This window comes from Bacillus sp. ZY-1-1, from assembly GCF_003047165.1.
In the GTDB taxonomy this organism is placed as follows: Bacteria; Bacillota; Bacilli; order Bacillales; family Bacillaceae; genus Bacillus; species Bacillus velezensis.
Genome location: NZ_CP027061.1, coordinates 602,851 through 620,216, shown reverse-complemented (window position 1 = coordinate 620,216; position 17,366 = coordinate 602,851). Strand labels below are relative to the sequence as shown.

Genomic DNA, 17,366 nt, shown 5'->3' with positions numbered 1-17,366 from the left:
ATTTTATGTTGCAAATACAACAAAATTACGGTATGTTTACTATACGGTATTTTCATTGCAAATACAACAAAATTCAGCTGGTATGATAAATGAAGAAAGGAGCTGTATGACCATGAGTATTAAATTAAAAAAGTGCAGCCTTAACGATATAACAGAGCTCCGGGAGATAAGCATTGAAACATTCAATGATACATTTAAAGATCAAAATTCACCTGAAAATATGAAAGCTTATTTGGAAAATGCATTCCGCTCTGAACAGCTGAAAAAGGAATTATCCAATCCGTCTTCTCAATTCTATTTTGTTTATTATCATCATGACCTTGCGGGGTATGTAAAAGTCAACATGAACGAAGCACAGTCAGAAAAAATGGGGGAAGATTCTCTTGAGATTGAGAGAATTTATATAAGAAAAAGCCATCAGAAACACGGGCTTGGCAAATATCTGCTGAATGAAGCTGTGAAAATCGCAACAGCACACAATAAAAAGAACATCTGGCTGGGCGTATGGGAAAAAAACGAAAATGCAATCGCCTTTTATCAAAAAATGGGGTTTGTCCAAACCGGAGAACACTCTTTTTATATGGGGGATGATAAACAAGTCGACTTTATCATGACCAAAACCCTCTCGTAAAAGGATACAAAAAACCCGGCCAAGCTGCCGGGTTTTTTCTCTTATTTTAATTTTCCCGCACGGATATCATCGGTCATTCCTTCGTATGGCGCTTCTGAAATCAATGTTTCGTTATTGATTCCCGCATTGTTAAGATACGTAATATCCGCAAACTCGGGAACGACATATTTCGGGTACGTTTCATATTTCTCACGTGACTCTTTCATCACGTCAATGTAATCATTTTGGTAGCACACCGTGATTTCCGGATGCTCATGCACCCATTTCGGGAAGAAAATAATTCCGTGCATCCGTTTTTCATTCGGCATAAAGTTTAAGGAAACGTCTGTGCCTGTCGGTTCAGTCCATGACACTTTGTATACGCCTTCTGTCAGCTTGACGATATTCACTTCCTGGTCGCGCACCCAACGGCCGCCTACCATTCCGCTATGAATCCGATAGTCGATCGTATGATCATTTTTAATATAGATTTCATACTCCCAGCCGTTTTCATACGTGTAAATCATATGGCTTCCGATAAAGTTTTCCATGTTGACTCACTCTCCATCTTATTATTGAATTTCATAAATATCTAACCGAATGTCATCCGGCAATCTGACCGCAGCCCCGATAAACAGCCGGTCCTGCAGATGCTGATATGCCTCATTGCTTGTTTCAAACAGGAAATACACGTGCTCGGGATCAATGATGCGTTTCACTGACTCATAAATGACTTTTTTAAAGAAGGTTCATTCAAGGACGTATCACCTCCCGAGACAATATGTTTGTTTAAACATGTAACTATTTACATGATTAATTGTAACGCTGTTAAAATGGACTGTCAAATAATGAGCTGTTTCCGGTTATGTTTTACAGTGTTCAATAAAAAAGACAAGGGCGGCACATGCCGAAACCCTTGTCTTTTTCATTAAGCTCATCTATAAAAAAACGCAGACGAGCGTCTTCTTAGTAATCACAATCTTTATCTCTGCATTCTTTCTTTCTCACAGCATCTATAGTGTGTCCCATAATCTTGTCATTTGCTTTATCATAAATACCGTCAAATTTATTTGATGTATCATCGTTGTAATAGCCAAATACCTCTATCCCGCCCATTGGATCTGTTTCATATTTATCTTTAAATGTAACGTTATGTATGCCTTCATAATTCGCTTTGATAAATTTCTCCATTCGTTCTTGAGCAATCTTTATCTCTTCAGCCTGAACATTTTTATCATTCATACTCTTCATTATAAAACCTCCGGCTGCTATTAAGATAATGAAGATAATAATATATTTTTTCACAGAATCATCCGTCCCATCAGTTATGATGAAGCTCGCGGAATGGAAAAATGGTGGTGACATCCGATGCATTTAGGGTCTTAAGATTTTTCTTTAATGTCCGCAGAGGATCATATAAGCGGCAATCCAGAGTACTTCTTTATTCCAGCGTCTTTTTAGTATTCACATTCTTTTTCCTGACATTCGGGTTTCTCTTCTGCATCGACTGACGAAACTCCTATTTCATCATTCGTTTTGTCATAAAGTCCGAAAAATTCTTTTTCCTTATTACCATTCAAGTACCCCTTCAAGGAAATACCACCCATAGGATTTATTTTATAATTGTTAATGTATGTAATCCGCTTTATATTTTTGTAATTAGCTTTTATATAACTTTCCATTTTATTTTTCGCTTGGATAAAAAGTTCTTGTTCTGCTTCTTTTTAATCATGGTGGTACTTCATGTAGATACTTCCTGACGCTATAGTTATCACAAATATTAGGGCAATTTTGCATCTCTTCACAAACTCATCCTTTCTTAGATTAAATTTATATCAACCTCGGGGTGTTGTACATGTCTAAAAAACATCAACGTATCAAGTATCAGTGATCGAGAATACTTTTTTATAAGCGTTAGTTATAGTTAGATCTAGGTTAAATGAAGTGATGAAGGAGAAAGGAATTCAAATCCAGAAGGAATTGGCTGATTTAGTTGGTTCTACTGAGGCTGCGATAAGCAGATTTAAAACAAATACAAGATATGATATCACAACACTATTCATTATTAACTGAGGATTAAATGTACCTATGGAAGATTTGTTTTATGTCGAGGAGATAGAGTAAGAGCAATAAAACAAAATTAGCTCTGCTCGATTGAGCTGGCTAATTTATCTTGTACAAAGCTTATCTTTACATTCTTCTTTGGGTTCGGCATCAACCGTATATGATAATATTTCTTTATTGCCTGGATCATATAGACCTTCAAACTCTTTTTTTCCATTCGTATAACCCTTAATACTAATACCACCCATTGGATTAATATGGTAATCATCGGAAAAATGGATATTATCCACATTTTTATAGTTCATTGTTAAAAACTTTTCCATATGATTCTGGGCTTCTTCGAATAACGCAATCTCTTTTTCCTTCTGATCATACTGATGCTTCATAAAAAGTCCCCCAACTGCTATAATTATTAAAATAAGGATAATTATGTACTTTTTCTTTTTCATTTGGAAATCAAACCCTTCCTATAAATAACTGTCGTTCTTAAGTAAACGAAATGAGCGAAAACTTGATATGAATATACTTTCAGCATGTCAAAAGCAAAGCTAACCAATTCAGAATTCATCGCGATTGTTGCTGACAAGTTAAGATTGGAACTTAAAGCGAGTAAAATGCTGATCTGACGTTTTCCTGTCGTTGAGTTGTCATGATATTTGTACGCGTTTACCGTTAATATCGGGGATACCTCGACAAATGAGACGGTAGAGGCGATTGATCTCAGGAATAGGTTTGAACTGTATGAGAAACATATCACGAATTTTGTAAGATAATTAAACAAAATAAATACCCACTCATCCTGAGGTGGGTATTTTACCTTTCTTCGGCATTGACCACTGAAATACCTATCTCCTTGTTCGTTGGATCATATATACCGGAAAATTCTTTTTCTTTATTATTATTTATGTAGCCTGAAACTTCAACTCCGCCTGTCGGATCGATATTGTAGTCTTTTGAAAAGTGAACTTCCTGTACATTTTTATAGTCTTTTTTTAAGTAATTCCTCATATGATCTTGCGCCTCAATCACAAGTTTTTCTTCGTTTTTATGTTTATCATATTGATGCTTCACGAAAAAACCTCCCACTGCTATAATTATAACAATTAGGATAATAATGTATTTTCTCATGCGTATCATCCTTTCGGAACTATTTTACAATATAAGAAAGGTGATGTATATATGCCAAAAGGAAAAGAAATAACCGTCTCTGATGTCACAGATAAAGAATATTACCGTTTGAGTCAAGCAGCTTACAATTATAAAATGTTAGCCCTGCATATGAAATATAAAACTCCTTATAAAATAAGTAAGACGTCATATTGGTACGTTGAGAAAGTGAAGCAGGATTCTGATACGGGTCTTGATGCCTTTGTATTCTCAAAAGGCATCAAGTCCAAAAACGGAAAATGGATAAAATCAAAAAATCCCGAAAACGTGGTCGTCGCTTTTGCGGGAACCGATATCGGAAAAGACCCGATCAATGACGGCGTAAAAGCGGACGGCGGGAATATTGTTTTCGGAAATGATCCGCAAAAAGAAGTGTATTATATTGTAAAAAAAGGCGCGGAGGATACCTCGAAAACACTCGGAAAATATAATGGAACGCCCTCTCAAGACGCCATGCTCACAACCGGAAAGTATAAGCTGATAACGAAAACATCGCAAATCGATCAAGCCGATCAGCTGGTACGCAGCGTAAAGAAAAAGTATGCCGGAACATCAACGATTATTTCAACAACCGGCCATTCACTCGGCGGCGCTGAGGCCGAATACAGCGCGGTGAATAATGATGTGTACGCCGTCGCGTTTAACAGCCCTTCCGTCGTGAAACTGCACGATGAGGAAACACAGAAAGACATCAACAGCGGCATATACGATCCATACATCCGGTCAATTATCAATCCGGACGACATGGTCGGGGCGGGTTATTGGAACGAATATGACCGCCACAACGGGACAACGATTTATACGAAAAACCCCTCGCTCTCACAGTTCAGCCGGAAGCAGCGGCTTGATGGGAACTTGAACGAGCAGATCGGCAAAAATCTCGCTTATTTCTTTACTACCGTCATTCTGAGAAATCCGGATACACACGGCTTAAACGAAGCGAATTTCATATTTGACCGAAACGGAAACATCACAAATCCGAACGGAAATGAGTTAGTCTTCAATAAAAATCTCGGCGCTCTTCTGCCGGCCGGTGCGATCGGAAGCGGAGACGCGATAAAAGTAACGCCGAAAAACGCAAAGAAGCTGGCTGAAAAGGTGCAGGCCATGACTGAGGATTTGCGGACGATGAAAAAAGAAGCGCAGAACGCCTATCAGGAGCACGATGAAAAAATCGCCGAGCTGAAAACGGAATTTTACGGCCAAGTCGGACACGGCTTGTTTGATCAGCTTCAAGCACAGGACGTGACCAATACAATTGAAGATATTGCGCAATCCTACGATAAAGGACCGATTTTTTACGACACACAGGCTGAACAGGCGTTTATTGATTCTTTGCAGGCGGCGATCACGGACCTTGAAGAGATCGGCGGATTCTTACATAAAATAGCGGACGAATTTCAGGAAAAAGACCAGATGCTCGCAAACTGGTTAAGATGATGATAGAGGTGGATACATAATGCCGACATTAGACGAACTTTTAGAACACAAGGACGACCCGATGAAGAAAAGGCTGCAGCGGCAGATGCTGAAAACCGCCATGACGCAGGCAGCGGGGACAAAACTGGAAACAGTGCGCCAAACGCTGAAACCGACATTCGAAATGGACACATTGAAAGATGAATTATATGAAGTGTATTCAGCACTATTGAACAGCTTTGAAGGCAAGGCGCAAAAAGCTCTTGCGCAGCGGATCAGTGAAAGTGCGCGGCTGATTGCCGGCACCGAACATAACAGAGACACATTCATTAACAGTTTCAAAACAAGATAAAATAAAAACCTCGCAGATTTATCATCTGCGAGGTTTTTCCTATCGTCTTAACTGAGACGCGCTCGGAGGGATTCGAACCCCCGACAGACGTGGTACCGGAAACCACCGCTCTATCCAACTGAGCTACGAGCGCACGTTTTTTCAATCAGATACCTTTATATTATAATAAAGAAACGCACAGAAAGCAACTCTTTTTTGATTATACACAACAGGATTATGCTGCACGAGGACGCTGCATAATCCTGCATCTTTTAACGGCATTGATTTTCACAAAAACTTATTTCAGGCGGACTGCCCCCGGCTCGGTCCATTTCCAGCCGCGTCAGAAAAAGCGATAATCACCCGTTTCAGCTTTTTTTCCAAATGTCCTTTAACGTCCAATAGGTGAATTCCTCAACCTTTACGGCGCCTTTCTCAGAAAACAGCTCAATCCCCAATCTGCCTTCATTCGGATAGATACGGCTTGTCATCGTTGTTTCTCCATGATTGGCGAATACTTCAATCGAGGATCTGTCAATAAAGATACGCAGCGCCAGCTTGCCGTTTGCATCCAGCCGCACCCTTCTCACACCGTCTTTCTCTTTCCCCATCTTGGTGCAATCAAGTGTCAGCTTTTTATCCGTTAGATTGTATGTCAGCACAAGTTCTTCTTCGTCAAGGCCGCGAATCTTAAAACCTGCCGTTTCGGCATCAGAATTGTTTACATCAAACACGGCTTGGACTTCAAGCAGGTCTTCGGACGTCTTTGCCAAGTAACTCCCTGAAACCGATCGTCCGGCACATTCCCGATATTCCATTTTCCGCAGCTGCTTGGTTTCTTCCACGGGATTCATCAAAAGTTTATGATCATCACGCAAGGTCAGTTCCCGCGGCAAAGTCAATGCACCGCACCATCCGTCCGCTTTTGTCGGCATCTCAGATTCCCACATATCCATCCAGCCGATGGCAATTCTGCGTCCTTTATCATCTAATAATGTTTGCACGGCGTAAAAGTCATGGCCGTGATCCAGTTCTTTAAAAGCGCCGTGTGTAAATTTGTTTGTTTCATTATTATAGTCACCGATTAAATAGCCGGTTTGATGTAAATTGTTATATGAATCGCCGTCCGCCTCGATACCCTGGGGCGAAATCAGCAGGACATGTTTGCCGCCTAATTCAAAGAAATCTGGACATTCCCACATATAGCCGAGATTACCGTCACTTTGGGCGAGAACCCCCGCGTATTCCCAATCACGCAAATCAGGTGAACGGTATAAAACGACCCGTCCGACGTTTTCTTTTGAAGAGTTGCCGATGACCATATACCAAACATCGAGATGCTTCCATACTTTCGGATCGCGGAAATGACGGGCGCTGTCTTCCGGCGGTTCCGCAATAACAGGGTTTTCCTGAAGCTTTTCAAACACGGTTCCATCTTGGCTGACAGCGATATTTTGAGTTTGATAGAATAGGTCTTTCTCTTGATCAATTATATTATGTCCTGTATAGATAAGGGCTAATCTTCCATGATCATCGACCGCGCTTCCCGAAAAACAGCCGCTTTGATCGAATTCGTCCCCCGGAGCTAAAGCAACCGGCAGGTGCTCCCAATGAATGAGATCTTTACTTTTTACATGTCCCCAATGCATCGGCCCCCAATGCTCATCATACGGATGATGCTGAAAAAAGACGTGGTATTCTCCTTTAAACTGAATAAGCCCGTTCGGATCATTGATCCAATTCGCCCGCGGCATAATATGATACCCCAATCGATATCTTTGTTTCACTTTACCCTCGGCTTCCTTCAAAGCTTCTTCCGCCTGCTGAATTCTGTCCATTTGCAACATCCTCTCTATCCGATTTTTTGCAGACGCTGGACACGCCTGCTGTTTTGTTTCGGGCCCAATAAAGTAAATATGGAAATGACGGTAAAACCAAAGACGACGAATCCCATGATGAGATAGGTTTGACGGAACCCCGCACTGTCATATAATCCTCCCGCAAGCGGCGACAGAATCGACGCGCCTGCCTGAGATGCGAATTGAAAACCGACGAGATAAAGGACGGACGACAGACGCGTATCAAAATTGGCGGCCAAATATTTAAAAACGGCGATCAGCATAATCGGCAATTCCAGTGCGTGGATGAGTTTCATTGATGAAATGCCTACAGGCTCAACTGCAATTCCGGACCCGACGATGCGGAAAGCCATTAAAAACCCCGCTAAAATCAAACTGTTTTTCGCTCCGAACTTATTGACGATAAAAGGCGCAAGAAACATCATGCCGGCCTCCAAAAACACCTGGAATGAATTCAGATAGCCGAATACTTGGTTCCCCATCGACACTGAAGGAAACAAAGATGCATAGTAGATCGGGAACTGCTGATCATAAACGCCGTAAATGCAAGTCACCCCGATAATGTACATCATAAAAAACCAGAAATCTTTTAATAAAAAGAGCCGCCCCACATCTTTTAACCGGACCGATTCCGCTCTGTTTTTCTCATGATCGGTCATTTCTATTTTCACGGACATGATAATGGCCGTTAATATGACGGCTGAAACAGACGCGATCCAGAAGTTGATATTGGGATTGATATTGAAAAGCTGCCCTGCAAAAAATGCAGCCGCCGCCCAGCCCAGCGAGCCCCACATTCTTGATTTTCCATACTCGAAATCATACTTACGGCTGACCTTTTCAATGTACGTTTCAATCGCGCCTATTCCCGCCAAAAAAGCGGCTCCCAAATATAAGCCTCCGACAACGGCGCCAAGAAAGACGTTGTATTGTAAAAGCGGCCCATAGACGTAGATATAAAACGAACCCGTGAATATGAGAAGACAGCTGATCATAAACAATATCTTTTTCTTCAGCCCCAATTTGTCAGAGATAAAACCGTAAAGAGGCTGCATGCACAGGGCAAATACGGCGTTTACAGAAAAGATAATGCCTGTCGCTGATCCGTTTAAATTGATTTCCTGCCCTAACCAAATCGCAAATAAAGAATAGCTGGAAGACCAAGTAAAAAAGAAAAAGAAGAAATAAGCACTCAGTTTCCAATACAGACTTTTTGAGCTTTTCATTTGCACCGCTCCTTTAATAGGACCTTTTAATAGTCATTTTGAGCCGCATACTTCCTTCTTCATATTCATCACATACATGCGAGCTCCGAGTAAGCGCTTACTTTCCGCCGCTGCTTGATTCTTTCACTTTATTGCCGCCAGCCATCTCTCCATACCCGTCACTTCCCTTCACTCCGTAAATAAAGCGCTTTCAAAAAGAATTGTATGTCAACCGGTTTCATATGTCAATCGGTTGACATGTGATTTTCTGATTATTCCAATCAAACAAAACGCACCCTCTTTATATGAAAACAGAAACATGGAATGTCCTTGCACATGTCAGCCTGATTCTCTAAAATAAGTGCGTGACGGAAATTGTAAGCCATTTCAGTAAGCAGGAGGGCACGGGAATGAAGCCTAACATTCATGATGTTGCGAAAATAGCGGGAGTTTCATCTACAACCGTTTCGCGGGTATTAAATAACCGCGGCTATATCAGCGAAAAAACAAAAGAAAAAGTGTACAAGGCGATGGAAGAAATCAATTACTTTCCAAACGATCTGGCCCGCTCTTTATTCCGAAAACGAACCAATTTAATAGGACTTATCATCCCAAACTCCAGCAACCCGTTTTTCGGCGAACTCGCCTTTCATATTGAAAGCATTTGTACGTCCATGGGCTACAAACTGCTGCTTTGCAACAGTTTACATCGAAAGGATAAGGAAGAAAAATATTTGGAGATGCTGATAAGAAACCAAGTGGACGGCGTGATCGCCGTGACTTATAACCGGGGAATTCTCAATTATCACAAGCAGAATCTGCCGATTGTCGCCATTGATCATTACTTATCGGACACGATTCCCGTCGTCGGCTCAGACAACTATGACGGCGGAAAAAAGGCGGCTGAACTGCTGATTGAAAAAGGGTGCCGGCACATCGTCCATCTCAACGGCCCGATTGAACTCGAAACACCGGCAAACCTCAGAAGAAAAGCATACGAAGACGTCATGCATGAACACGGACGGAAGCCTATTACATATGAAGTACCCTTTTATCAGCATTACCATGATATTATTTCAACATTATTCGATGAACAGCCTGACACCGACGGAATTTTTGCCAGCGATGATATCATGGCGGCTGCCGTGATGAGCGAGGCCAAAAAACGGGGGAAAGACATCCCGAATCAATTAAAAGTGATCGGTTATGACGGCACTGAAACCGTTCAATCGGTTCTGCCGGACTTGACAACCATCCAGCAGCCGATCGAATTGATTTCCAAAACAGCCATCGAGATTTTAGCAAAAGAAATTGAAGGCGAATTTGATGATTTGCCGCTGGAAACGTATTTGCCGGTACGGCTTTTGGAAGGACGGACAACGTAGTCAGATCGTTCAGCCGTATGTACCGACGCGACTGCGGTCTATTTTGAGCGCTCCGGCCATCTCATTTTCTCAAGGCTCCGGCGCTGATCATCATCATTTTCACTTTGCTGTTTGAACTTTTTGTTTTATGGGAAAAATGGTGTTAGAAGAAAAGGTTGGCATTTTGGTCAGCGTTTTGTTTGACCTTTATTGACCAAAAATGTATCATGTAAATACATACTTACCTAAAAGGTGAAGGAGGAGCATTATGAATTTAATACCTACAGTCATTGAACAAACGAACCGCGGAGAAAGAGCTTATGACATTTACTCCCGTCTTTTGAAGGACCGTATTATCATGCTTGGATCTGCGATTGATGACAACGTTGCGAACTCCATCGTGTCACAGCTTTTATTCCTTGAAGCGGAAGACCCTGAAAAAGATATTTCCATTTACATTAACAGCCCTGGCGGATCAATCACTGCCGGTATGGCAATCTATGATACAATGCAGTTCATTAAACCGAAAGTATCCACGATCTGCATCGGTATGGCCGCTTCTATGGGAGCATTTTTACTTGCAGCCGGAGAAAAAGGCAAACGTTACGCGCTTCCTAACAGTGAAGTTATGATTCACCAGCCGCTTGGCGGAGCGCAAGGACAGGCGACAGAAATTGAAATCGCCGCAAAACGCATTCTCTTGCTTCGCGACAAATTAAACAAAGTGCTTGCTGAACGTACCGGCCAGCCGCTTGAAGTCATTGAGCGCGATACAGACCGCGACAACTTCAAATCAGCTGATGAAGCTTTAGAATACGGCTTAATCGATAAAGTGCTGACACGCAATACGGAAGACCAGAAGTAATGCCCAAAAAACCTGCAAGAGATGATGTCTCTTGCAGGTTTTTTTATGCTTTATTCCCATTCAAAAAAGTAATGAATGCTTTGACGACAGATAATTCTAACGCTGAAGAATCATACATGAGCCAAGTATCGCGTATCACAGGCTCATTATTTTTATAGGATAGCGCCAATGTGTATAATTCATCAGAAGGCTGAAGACAGATTTCCGGCACAACAGAATAACCGAGGCCGTTTTTCACCATCTCTTTACAGGTTTCCTGCCTGTCTACCTCCATTGCAATGAAAGGCGGTTCAGTAAATTGGTTATTCCACCATTTTTGAATCAAACTTTTCAAAGAAGCATCAGTTTGATAATAAATCATCGGCAATTTGGGAAGGTCCTCACTGTTGATTTCAGTTTTTGAAATAAGGTACAGCCTCTCTTCATTCAGCAGTTGTTTTTCCCCTTGCCAATCATAATTTCCCCTCATAATCCCAAGGTGTACCGCCGAATGATGAAGCAGATCCATCACCTTCGCACTCCATCCCGTATTGACGTGGAATTGTACAGACGGATACTGATCAGAAAACCGTTTTAGAATCGCCGGGAGCTTATACTGAGCAAAATTGCTTGAGACTCCTAATCTGAGAACCCCGCTGACTTCATGGCTCATATTGAGCATATCATCCTTCACTCTTCTGAACTCCTGCAGCATCTCTTTCGAATAATCAACCAGATGTTCACCTTCTGAAGTGAACTCCATCCCTTTTTTTCTTTTATAAAAAAGGCGCACTCCGAATTGTGCTTCCAGGTTTTTGAGCCGATAACTTAACGCCGGCTGTGTCATATATAATCGCTCTGCCGCCTTCGTCATATTTTTTTCTTCGAATAATGTAATGAGCACAATCCAATCCTTTTCATCCATATGAAATCCCCCAAAATATTTTTCTGCTATAAAATTTTCTCCTATTATAAAAATTTTTTATTCAACTTTATAAAAATTATATGTTTTACTTATAATCCTTATTTATCATACGATATCTTCCAAAGGGACCGGTACCTTTTTATCCACACAAAATGATGTAAGGATGAGACAGCATGGAAAAAGTTCCTGTAACCGTTATGAGAGGCGGCACCAGCAAAGGCGTTTTTATTCTTCAAAAAGACATGCCAGACGATACAAACCTATGGAGCGATTTTCTTTTAGACATTATGGGGAGCCCTGACGAGAGACAAATTGACGGTCTCGGCGGCGGCCATTCTCTCACAAGCAAGGCAGCCATTATTAAGAAATCCGCCAGAAAGGATGCAGATGTTGAGTATACGTTTGCTCAGGTCAGTTTGACTGACAAATTTACCGACTTCAAAGGCAATTGCGGAAATATCTCTTCTGCCGTAGGCCCTTATGCTATTGAGAAAGGGCTCGTTCAAGCTGAAGAGCCGGTTACAAAAGTCAGAATTTTAAATACAAACACTCAAAAAGTGATCGCAGCAGAAGTCGAAGTCAGAAATGGAACATTTCATTACCAGGGGGACTGCTCTATTCCGGGGGTTCCAGGTACAGCTTCTCCTATTTATCTTTCATTTCACCAGGCTGAAGGAGCGGTGACCGGTAAGCTGTTTCCCACCGGTCAGCCTATTGATGTTCTCGATACCCCGTATGGAAATATCTCGGTATCGATTATTGATTACGCCAATCCGCTTGTCTTTGTAAAAGCAGAGGACACGGGGCTTACCGGCTTAGAACTTCCGGATGAATATACCCCGGATATATTGGAAAAGCTCGAAATGATCCGATCGATTGCAGCCGAGAAATGCAGATTCGCTCCGAGACATGAGGCTGCTGCAAAATCACCGGCCGTACCAAAACTGACATTAATCTCATCTCCAGCGGATTATATCGATACAAAAGGGATAAAGAGACACGCAGAAGAGATGGATCTTGTCATTCGTATGATGTCCATGCAAAAACCGCATCAAGCTTTAGCCATTACAGGGGCGGTATGTACGACTGCCGGCATGCTATTGCAAGATACAATATTATCTGAATTTTCATTCTCCGGGAGAACGATCCGATTGGGGCATCCAAGCGGTATTTTAAAAACCGAGGCAGATGTTGATCCGGACGGAACAACGATTAAAGTAGTACGCACAGCAAGAAAAATCTCTGAAGGCTATGTGTTTACTAAACAAAGTTACAGCATGAATACGCTCAATCACATTGGTTAATACCGTCTTCAGACAAGTCAAAGATAAACGGAGGAATACGAGATGATCAATGTAAATGCGTCTAATCGATTAAACAGACTGCCTTTTTCAAGGGCCCATCAAGCAGTGCTCGTTATCCTTTCATTCGCTTACTTTTTTGATTTTATCGATTTAAATACGTTTTCATATGCGGCGCCTTCACTTTTAAAGGAATGGAACATATCCACTCATACTATCGCTTTTATTACATCTGTCTCCTATTTCGGAATGTTTATCGGCGCCTCTGCCGGAGGATGGTTTTCAGACCGTTTCGGAAGGAAAAAAGGTTTAATTCTGGTTGTCACCTTTTTCTCTTCCTTCTCCCTCCTCTCTTCTCTGGCTTGGAACCCAGAAATACTCGGTGTTTTTAGATTTTTTACGAGTTTAGGTATCGGCGCCACAACGATTGTGGCGAGTACGTATATCAGCGAATTTTTCCCATCCGCAACTAAAGGCAAATACCAGGCAATCTGTATTACAATCGGCATATGCGGAATTCCTGCGGCCGGCTGGGTGGCTAAATTGGTCGTGCCGTCCGCCTCTTACGGCTGGCGGTTTGTCTTTCTATTCGGCGCGGTCGGTATTTTTTTTCCGCTGATCGCCAGAAAACTGGAAGAATCACCGAAATGGCTGGACACGAAAGGAAAAAGCGAACAAGCACACCGCATTCTGCTTGAACTGGAGGCAAAAGCAGAAAATGAAAAGGGTGAACTGCCTGAACCAGCTCCGGCTCTGCAAAGCAGACAAACCGCTGTAAAATCCGTTCCATATCGGACGCTGTTTCAAAAGCCTTTAGCAGGAAGAACTTTTGTTTTAATGACGATGTGGGCAGCTTCCACCATTGCAATTCAAGGCTTTGGCACGTGGGTTCCCACCCTTCTGGTGAAAGAAGGCGTATCAATGGATGAGTCTATCGTATACGTCACTCTGGGAACGATCGGTGCCCCGCTGGGCGCTCTCATTGCGGCGCAAATCTCTGACCGTGTGGATCGAAAGTGGGCCATTTCTGTTTTATCGTTAATTATTATGGCGCTTGGATTCTTTTACGGCATCAATCCTTTGCCGATGGTCATTATCGTATGCGGATTTCTCATGCATATGTTTGAGCGTACTTTCAGTTCGATCGCATATGCTTATACGCCGGAATTATATCCGGTTGAAGCCAGGGCATCTGGAAATGGCCTCACTTACGGCGTAGGACGCCTTGCAAATGTAGCCGGTCCCTTTGTCGTCAGTTTCCTGTATTCAGGCTACGGATTTTTAAGTGTTTTCTTATTCTTTACAGGCTGCTGGTTTCTTTGTGCACTGACAGTCGGTATATTTGGAATCGGTTCAAAAAAACAAAAGATGGAGCAGGATGATTTCATATCGGAAGAAACTTTCGTGCAACAAAAGTTGTAAACGCATACAGTCTGGAAACCGCAAAACATCCATCTCCTTTGAGGAAATGGATGTTCTTCTTTCAACCCCAACAGCATTCTCATTCGCCTCTTATTCTCAGACATATCTCTTATTACGAAGAAAGGCGTGGTACGCATGAGAAGGAGAAAAGAACTTTCCGTCAGAATGAATTAGATGCAGCCGCCGAAACATATTTCAGACCGCTGCCTTACAATTCACGCCATTTCTTATCTAAAATCGGGTATGTATACCGATTCATCTGCTCAATCAGCTCATCCGGCCGGGAGGAACTATGTATCAGCTTTAAATGAGACTCATTCGAAAATCCTTCCTGGATGCTGTACTTGACCATCTTCATCATCGGCTCAAAATACCCGTTCACATTGTACAGCCCGATCGGTTTTTGATGAATGCCGATTTGCGCCCAGCACAGCACTTCAAATAACTCTTCATATGTTCCGAAACCGCCGGGCATGGCAATGTACCCGTCGGCAAGTTCACTCATTTTCGCTTTCCGCTCATGCATGCCGCTGACTTCAATCAGCTCCGTCAGATTCTGATGAACAATCTCTCCGCTGAAAAGCCCGCTCGGCATGACGCCGACAGCTTTTCCGCCGCCTGCCATTAACGCATCAGCGACGGTTCCCATCAGACCGACCCGTGAACCGCCGTAAACAAGGCCGATTCCCTGCTCCGCCATATATTCACCCAGTTCGGCCGCTTTGCGTTTGTACTCTTCATTTACCCCCGGGTTTGACCCCGCAAATACACAAATGGTTTTCATTTTTTCATCTCCGTATCTATATATGTACATCAATAAATCAAAATACACTATATATTGTCCCATCTCTATATGATAATATCAATAAGAATCATACAGGACATAAGGAGTGTTTCACATGCAGATGGCTGAAGCAGAACAATGGACGAAAGATTTTTACGAAAAACGAGGATGGACGGCGTACGGGCCATTTATCAGAATCGGCTTTTTAATGGAAGAGGCGGGTGAGCTCGCCCGGGCGGTAAGAGCATATGAAATCGGCAGAGACCGGCCGGATGAAAAGGACGCGACCCAGGCTGAACGCAGGCAGGAGCTGATTGAAGAAATGGGTGACGTCCTCGGAAATCTGGCTATCCTTGCCGATAAGTACGGAATCACGTTAGAAGATGCGATGAAAGCCCATCAGGAAAAACTGATCAAGCGCTTTGAAACCGAATAAAAACACGGCCCGTCCGCTTTTTCATGGACAGGCCGTATCTGAATTTATCCCGTTATCTCGTCCTGATGCTCAAAGAAATGCTGTTTCCCGATTTTATGAAACAGCCCCGTCTTCCGGATCAGCTCTCTCGGCTGTGATTGCAATCCGACGATCATCAATCTCCCGTTATGCCGTTTGATCCGGTTCATCACATTCCCCAGCACCGCTTCTGCGGAGGTATCCATGTAATGCACATTATTCATCAGCAGAATAAGCGTCTTCGGCTTTTCCTGAAGCCTCTCCAGCAGCGATGATTCCAGTGAATCAATTGAACCGAAAAACAGCGGCCCTTCAATGGAATATGTGCTGACGGACGAATCATTTTTAACCGATTTGACCGCGGCATGCGGTGTTTTAATGCTTGTTGATTCGCTCATTTTTCTGATAAAGAAAACAAAAGCGAGCACAAGACCGGCAGAAACGCCGATAATTAAATCAAACAGAACCGTCAGCAAAAAGGTTGCCGCCAGTACGAATGAATCAGTGTTTTTCAGCCGCATCATATTGGCGACTTCCCTCCGCTCACTCATGTTCCAAGCCACAACCATCAATACCGGCGCCATGCTTGCCAGCGGTACGTGAACGGCAAGCGGGGCGAAGACGAGCAGGACGAGGAGGACGGTGACTCCGTGGACAACACCGGAAATCGGAGAAACTGCGCCGTTTTTAATATTTGTTGCGGTCCGCGCAATCGCTCCCGTTGCCGGTATGCCGCCGAAAAGCGGCGCTGCCATATTGGCGATGCCCTGCCCGACAAGCTCCCTATTGCTGTCATGCCGTGATCCTTTCATATTGTCCGCGACCATCGCCGATAATATGGATTCAAGTCCGCCGAGAAGCGCAATGATCAGAGCCGACGGAAACATCATCACCATGTTATCAATTGAGAAATTCGGAAGCTGGAAAGCCGGAAGCTGCCGCGGAATTTCTCCGTAAGCAGAACCGATTGTCGCCATTTTGTCAGGAAAAAACACGACCGCCGCGGCTGTAGAGACAAGCAGCGCCACAAGCGCGCCCGGGATCTTCGGCATCAGCCTGGCTGATAACAGCAAAATGGCCAAAGCAATTCCCGCGATGAGGATGCTGTACAAATTAAAGGTTCCGATCTTCTTGCCTATTTCCGCAATGTTGAGGATAAAGCTTTCATGCTTTTGGATATCGCGCAGACCGAGAAAATGGGCAATCTGCTCCGAGAAAATCAGCACCGCGATCCCCGCCGTAAATCCGACGATCACCGGCTTCGGCACGAATTTCATAATCTTTCCGAGCTTAAATACGCCAAACAGGACGAGCATGACGCCTGCCATAAAACCGGCTACAAGTAAATTCTCAAAACCATACTGCATCACAATGGCAAATAAAATGGGAACAAACGCCCCTGTAGGCCCGCCGATCTGATATTTAGAGCCGCCCAACAGCGAAATCAGAATTCCGGCCACAATAACGGTGTAAAGCCCGTATTCCGGACCGACCCCCGAGGCGATGGCAAAGGCCATCCCCAGTGGAATCGCTACAATTCCGACCACAATTCCCGCGATTAGGTCTTTCTGAAATTTCTGCAAATTGTATCCCTGATATCTGCCGGTAAATTGCATC

The 17,366-nt window shown here is 43.1% G+C and carries 19 protein-coding genes, 1 tRNA gene and 2 pseudogenes; 10 read left to right on the top strand and 12 right to left on the bottom strand.

Going from position 1 to position 17,366, the window contains the following annotated elements; translation table 11 throughout:
* Positions 1 to 112 precede the first annotated feature (112 nt).
* A complete protein-coding gene (locus tag C5I45_RS03210) occupies positions 113 to 631 on the top strand; it encodes a spermidine/spermine N(1)-acetyltransferase (RefSeq protein WP_070082421.1) in 519 nt (172 codons plus the stop codon).
* 41 nt (positions 632 to 672) lie between these two features.
* Here C5I45_RS03210 and C5I45_RS03205 read toward each other — a convergent pair whose 3' ends face one another.
* From C5I45_RS03205 to C5I45_RS03190, 4 genes and pseudogenes are all read right to left on the bottom strand, one after another.
* Complete coding sequence (locus tag C5I45_RS03205) at positions 673 to 1,161, bottom strand: phenolic acid decarboxylase (protein WP_014305882.1); 489 nt, start codon at positions 1,159 to 1,161, stop codon at positions 673 to 675.
* A 21-nt stretch (positions 1,162 to 1,182) separates the two neighbouring features.
* Positions 1,183 to 1,320: pseudogene (locus C5I45_RS03200) on the bottom strand (DUF3237 family protein); the annotation flags it as partial.
* Positions 1,321 to 1,576: 256 nt separating this feature from the next.
* Positions 1,577 to 1,861 carry a DUF1433 domain-containing protein gene (locus C5I45_RS03195; RefSeq protein ID WP_046560080.1) on the bottom strand — a complete coding sequence of 95 codons (285 nt, stop codon included), beginning with the start codon at positions 1,859 to 1,861 and terminating at the stop codon, positions 1,577 to 1,579.
* Between the two features lie 206 nt (positions 1,862 to 2,067).
* Positions 2,068 to 2,310, bottom strand: coding sequence for a DUF1433 domain-containing protein (locus C5I45_RS03190; protein WP_223203804.1), 243 nt, complete (start codon positions 2,308 to 2,310; stop codon positions 2,068 to 2,070).
* 247 nt (positions 2,311 to 2,557) lie between these two features.
* Here C5I45_RS03190 and C5I45_RS19860 point away from each other — a divergent pair, with 247 nt between their 5' ends.
* Positions 2,558 to 2,683, top strand: coding sequence for a hypothetical protein (locus C5I45_RS19860; RefSeq protein WP_015387666.1), 126 nt, complete (start codon positions 2,558 to 2,560; stop codon positions 2,681 to 2,683).
* Positions 2,684 to 2,778: 95 nt separating this feature from the next.
* Here C5I45_RS19860 and C5I45_RS03180 read toward each other — a convergent pair whose 3' ends face one another.
* Positions 2,779 to 3,123: a DUF1433 domain-containing protein gene (locus C5I45_RS03180; RefSeq protein WP_079004909.1), complete on the bottom strand. Its 345-nt coding sequence runs from the start codon at positions 3,121 to 3,123 to the stop codon at positions 2,779 to 2,781.
* Positions 3,124 to 3,189: 66 nt separating this feature from the next.
* On the opposite strand from C5I45_RS03180, the pseudogene C5I45_RS19720 reads away from it, so the two are divergent.
* Positions 3,190 to 3,300, top strand: a pseudogene (locus tag C5I45_RS19720) (sporulation transcription factor Spo0A); the annotation flags it as partial.
* Positions 3,301 to 3,487: 187 nt separating this feature from the next.
* On the opposite strand, the gene C5I45_RS03175 reads toward C5I45_RS19720, so the two are convergent.
* A complete protein-coding gene (locus C5I45_RS03175; RefSeq protein WP_014305887.1) occupies positions 3,488 to 3,802 on the bottom strand; it encodes a DUF1433 domain-containing protein in 315 nt (104 codons plus the stop codon).
* Positions 3,803 to 3,853: 51 nt separating this feature from the next.
* On the opposite strand from C5I45_RS03175, the gene C5I45_RS03170 reads away from it, so the two are divergent.
* Both C5I45_RS03170 and C5I45_RS03165 read left to right on the top strand, forming a co-directional pair.
* On the top strand, positions 3,854 to 5,281 hold the full coding sequence (locus C5I45_RS03170) for a lipase (RefSeq protein WP_107994222.1): 1,428 nt from the start codon (positions 3,854 to 3,856) through the stop codon (positions 5,279 to 5,281).
* Positions 5,282 to 5,300: 19 nt separating this feature from the next.
* Positions 5,301 to 5,612 carry a hypothetical protein gene (locus C5I45_RS03165; protein WP_003151521.1) on the top strand — a complete coding sequence of 104 codons (312 nt, stop codon included), beginning with the start codon at positions 5,301 to 5,303 and terminating at the stop codon, positions 5,610 to 5,612.
* Between the two features lie 57 nt (positions 5,613 to 5,669).
* On the opposite strand, the gene C5I45_RS03160 is transcribed toward C5I45_RS03165, so the two are convergent.
* The 3 genes from C5I45_RS03160 to C5I45_RS03150 form a co-directional block, all read right to left on the bottom strand.
* Positions 5,670 to 5,745 (bottom strand) — tRNA-Arg (locus C5I45_RS03160).
* Positions 5,746 to 5,959: 214 nt separating this feature from the next.
* Positions 5,960 to 7,429, bottom strand: coding sequence for a glycoside hydrolase family 32 protein (locus tag C5I45_RS03155; RefSeq protein ID WP_107994221.1), 1,470 nt, complete (start codon positions 7,427 to 7,429; stop codon positions 5,960 to 5,962).
* A gap of 14 nt (positions 7,430 to 7,443) precedes the next feature.
* Positions 7,444 to 8,676 carry an MFS transporter gene (locus C5I45_RS03150; protein ID WP_107994220.1) on the bottom strand — a complete coding sequence of 411 codons (1,233 nt, stop codon included), beginning with the start codon at positions 8,674 to 8,676 and terminating at the stop codon, positions 7,444 to 7,446.
* 389 nt (positions 8,677 to 9,065) lie between these two features.
* On the opposite strand from C5I45_RS03150, the gene C5I45_RS03145 reads away from it, so the two are divergent.
* A complete protein-coding gene (locus tag C5I45_RS03145) occupies positions 9,066 to 10,040 on the top strand; it encodes a LacI family DNA-binding transcriptional regulator (protein ID WP_107994219.1) in 975 nt (324 codons plus the stop codon).
* Positions 10,041 to 10,287: 247 nt separating this feature from the next.
* The gene (gene clpP / locus C5I45_RS03140) at positions 10,288 to 10,884 is read left to right on the top strand and encodes an ATP-dependent Clp endopeptidase proteolytic subunit ClpP (RefSeq protein WP_003151513.1); all 597 of its coding nucleotides are present in this window, start codon (positions 10,288 to 10,290) and stop codon (positions 10,882 to 10,884) included.
* A gap of 43 nt (positions 10,885 to 10,927) precedes the next feature.
* Here the strand turns inward: clpP and C5I45_RS03135 are convergent, their stop codons facing one another.
* Positions 10,928 to 11,788, bottom strand: a complete 861-nt coding sequence (locus C5I45_RS03135; protein ID WP_024085839.1) for a LysR family transcriptional regulator — start codon at positions 11,786 to 11,788, stop codon at positions 10,928 to 10,930.
* A 173-nt stretch (positions 11,789 to 11,961) separates the two neighbouring features.
* On the opposite strand from C5I45_RS03135, the gene C5I45_RS03130 reads away from it, so the two are divergent.
* Together C5I45_RS03130 and C5I45_RS03125 are read left to right on the top strand one after the other, a co-directional pair.
* Positions 11,962 to 13,092 (top strand): 2-methylaconitate cis-trans isomerase PrpF family protein, encoded by a 1,131-nt coding sequence (locus C5I45_RS03130; protein ID WP_014305893.1) that lies wholly within the window; start codon positions 11,962 to 11,964, stop codon positions 13,090 to 13,092.
* 42 nt (positions 13,093 to 13,134) lie between these two features.
* Complete coding sequence (locus tag C5I45_RS03125) at positions 13,135 to 14,511, top strand: MFS transporter (protein ID WP_015387659.1); 1,377 nt, start codon at positions 13,135 to 13,137, stop codon at positions 14,509 to 14,511.
* A gap of 208 nt (positions 14,512 to 14,719) precedes the next feature.
* On the opposite strand, the gene C5I45_RS03120 is transcribed toward C5I45_RS03125, so the two are convergent.
* Positions 14,720 to 15,295, bottom strand: coding sequence for an LOG family protein (locus C5I45_RS03120; protein WP_015387658.1), 576 nt, complete (start codon positions 15,293 to 15,295; stop codon positions 14,720 to 14,722).
* Between the two features lie 115 nt (positions 15,296 to 15,410).
* Between C5I45_RS03120 and C5I45_RS03115 the strand changes: the two genes are divergently transcribed.
* Complete coding sequence (locus C5I45_RS03115; RefSeq protein ID WP_003151506.1) at positions 15,411 to 15,731, top strand: MazG nucleotide pyrophosphohydrolase domain-containing protein; 321 nt, start codon at positions 15,411 to 15,413, stop codon at positions 15,729 to 15,731.
* Between the two features lie 44 nt (positions 15,732 to 15,775).
* On the opposite strand, the gene C5I45_RS03110 is transcribed toward C5I45_RS03115, so the two are convergent.
* Positions 15,776 to 17,365, bottom strand: a complete 1,590-nt coding sequence (locus C5I45_RS03110) for a SulP family inorganic anion transporter (RefSeq protein ID WP_057080378.1) — start codon at positions 17,363 to 17,365, stop codon at positions 15,776 to 15,778.
* Position 17,366 lies beyond the last annotated feature (1 nt).

Bases quoted from the DNA above. Each gene is read 5' to 3' on its own strand.
- C5I45_RS03210 (WP_070082421.1), top strand. From the start codon at position 113: ATGAGTATTAAATTAAAAAAGTGCAGCCTTAACGATATAACAGAGCTC.
- C5I45_RS03205 (WP_014305882.1), bottom strand. From the start codon at position 1,161: ATGGAAAACTTTATCGGAAGCCATATGATTTACACGTATGAAAACGGC.
- C5I45_RS03195 (WP_046560080.1), bottom strand. From the start codon at position 1,861: ATGAAGAGTATGAATGATAAAAATGTTCAGGCTGAAGAGATAAAGATT.
- C5I45_RS19860 (WP_015387666.1), top strand. From the start codon at position 2,558: ATGAAGGAGAAAGGAATTCAAATCCAGAAGGAATTGGCTGATTTAGTT.
- C5I45_RS03180 (WP_079004909.1), bottom strand. From the start codon at position 3,123: ATGAAAAAGAAAAAGTACATAATTATCCTTATTTTAATAATTATAGCA.
- C5I45_RS03175 (WP_014305887.1), bottom strand. From the start codon at position 3,802: ATGAGAAAATACATTATTATCCTAATTGTTATAATTATAGCAGTGGGA.
- C5I45_RS03170 (WP_107994222.1), top strand. From the start codon at position 3,854: ATGCCAAAAGGAAAAGAAATAACCGTCTCTGATGTCACAGATAAAGAA.
- C5I45_RS03165 (WP_003151521.1), top strand. From the start codon at position 5,301: ATGCCGACATTAGACGAACTTTTAGAACACAAGGACGACCCGATGAAG.
- C5I45_RS03155 (WP_107994221.1), bottom strand. From the start codon at position 7,429: ATGGACAGAATTCAGCAGGCGGAAGAAGCTTTGAAGGAAGCCGAGGGT.
- C5I45_RS03150 (WP_107994220.1), bottom strand. From the start codon at position 8,676: ATGAAAAGCTCAAAAAGTCTGTATTGGAAACTGAGTGCTTATTTCTTC.
- C5I45_RS03145 (WP_107994219.1), top strand. From the start codon at position 9,066: ATGAAGCCTAACATTCATGATGTTGCGAAAATAGCGGGAGTTTCATCT.
- clpP (WP_003151513.1), top strand. From the start codon at position 10,288: ATGAATTTAATACCTACAGTCATTGAACAAACGAACCGCGGAGAAAGA.
- C5I45_RS03135 (WP_024085839.1), bottom strand. From the start codon at position 11,788: ATGGATGAAAAGGATTGGATTGTGCTCATTACATTATTCGAAGAAAAA.
- C5I45_RS03130 (WP_014305893.1), top strand. From the start codon at position 11,962: ATGGAAAAAGTTCCTGTAACCGTTATGAGAGGCGGCACCAGCAAAGGC.
- C5I45_RS03125 (WP_015387659.1), top strand. From the start codon at position 13,135: ATGATCAATGTAAATGCGTCTAATCGATTAAACAGACTGCCTTTTTCA.
- C5I45_RS03120 (WP_015387658.1), bottom strand. From the start codon at position 15,295: ATGAAAACCATTTGTGTATTTGCGGGGTCAAACCCGGGGGTAAATGAA.
- C5I45_RS03115 (WP_003151506.1), top strand. From the start codon at position 15,411: ATGCAGATGGCTGAAGCAGAACAATGGACGAAAGATTTTTACGAAAAA.
- C5I45_RS03110 (WP_057080378.1), bottom strand. From the start codon at position 17,365: ATGCAATTTACCGGCAGATATCAGGGATACAATTTGCAGAAATTTCAG.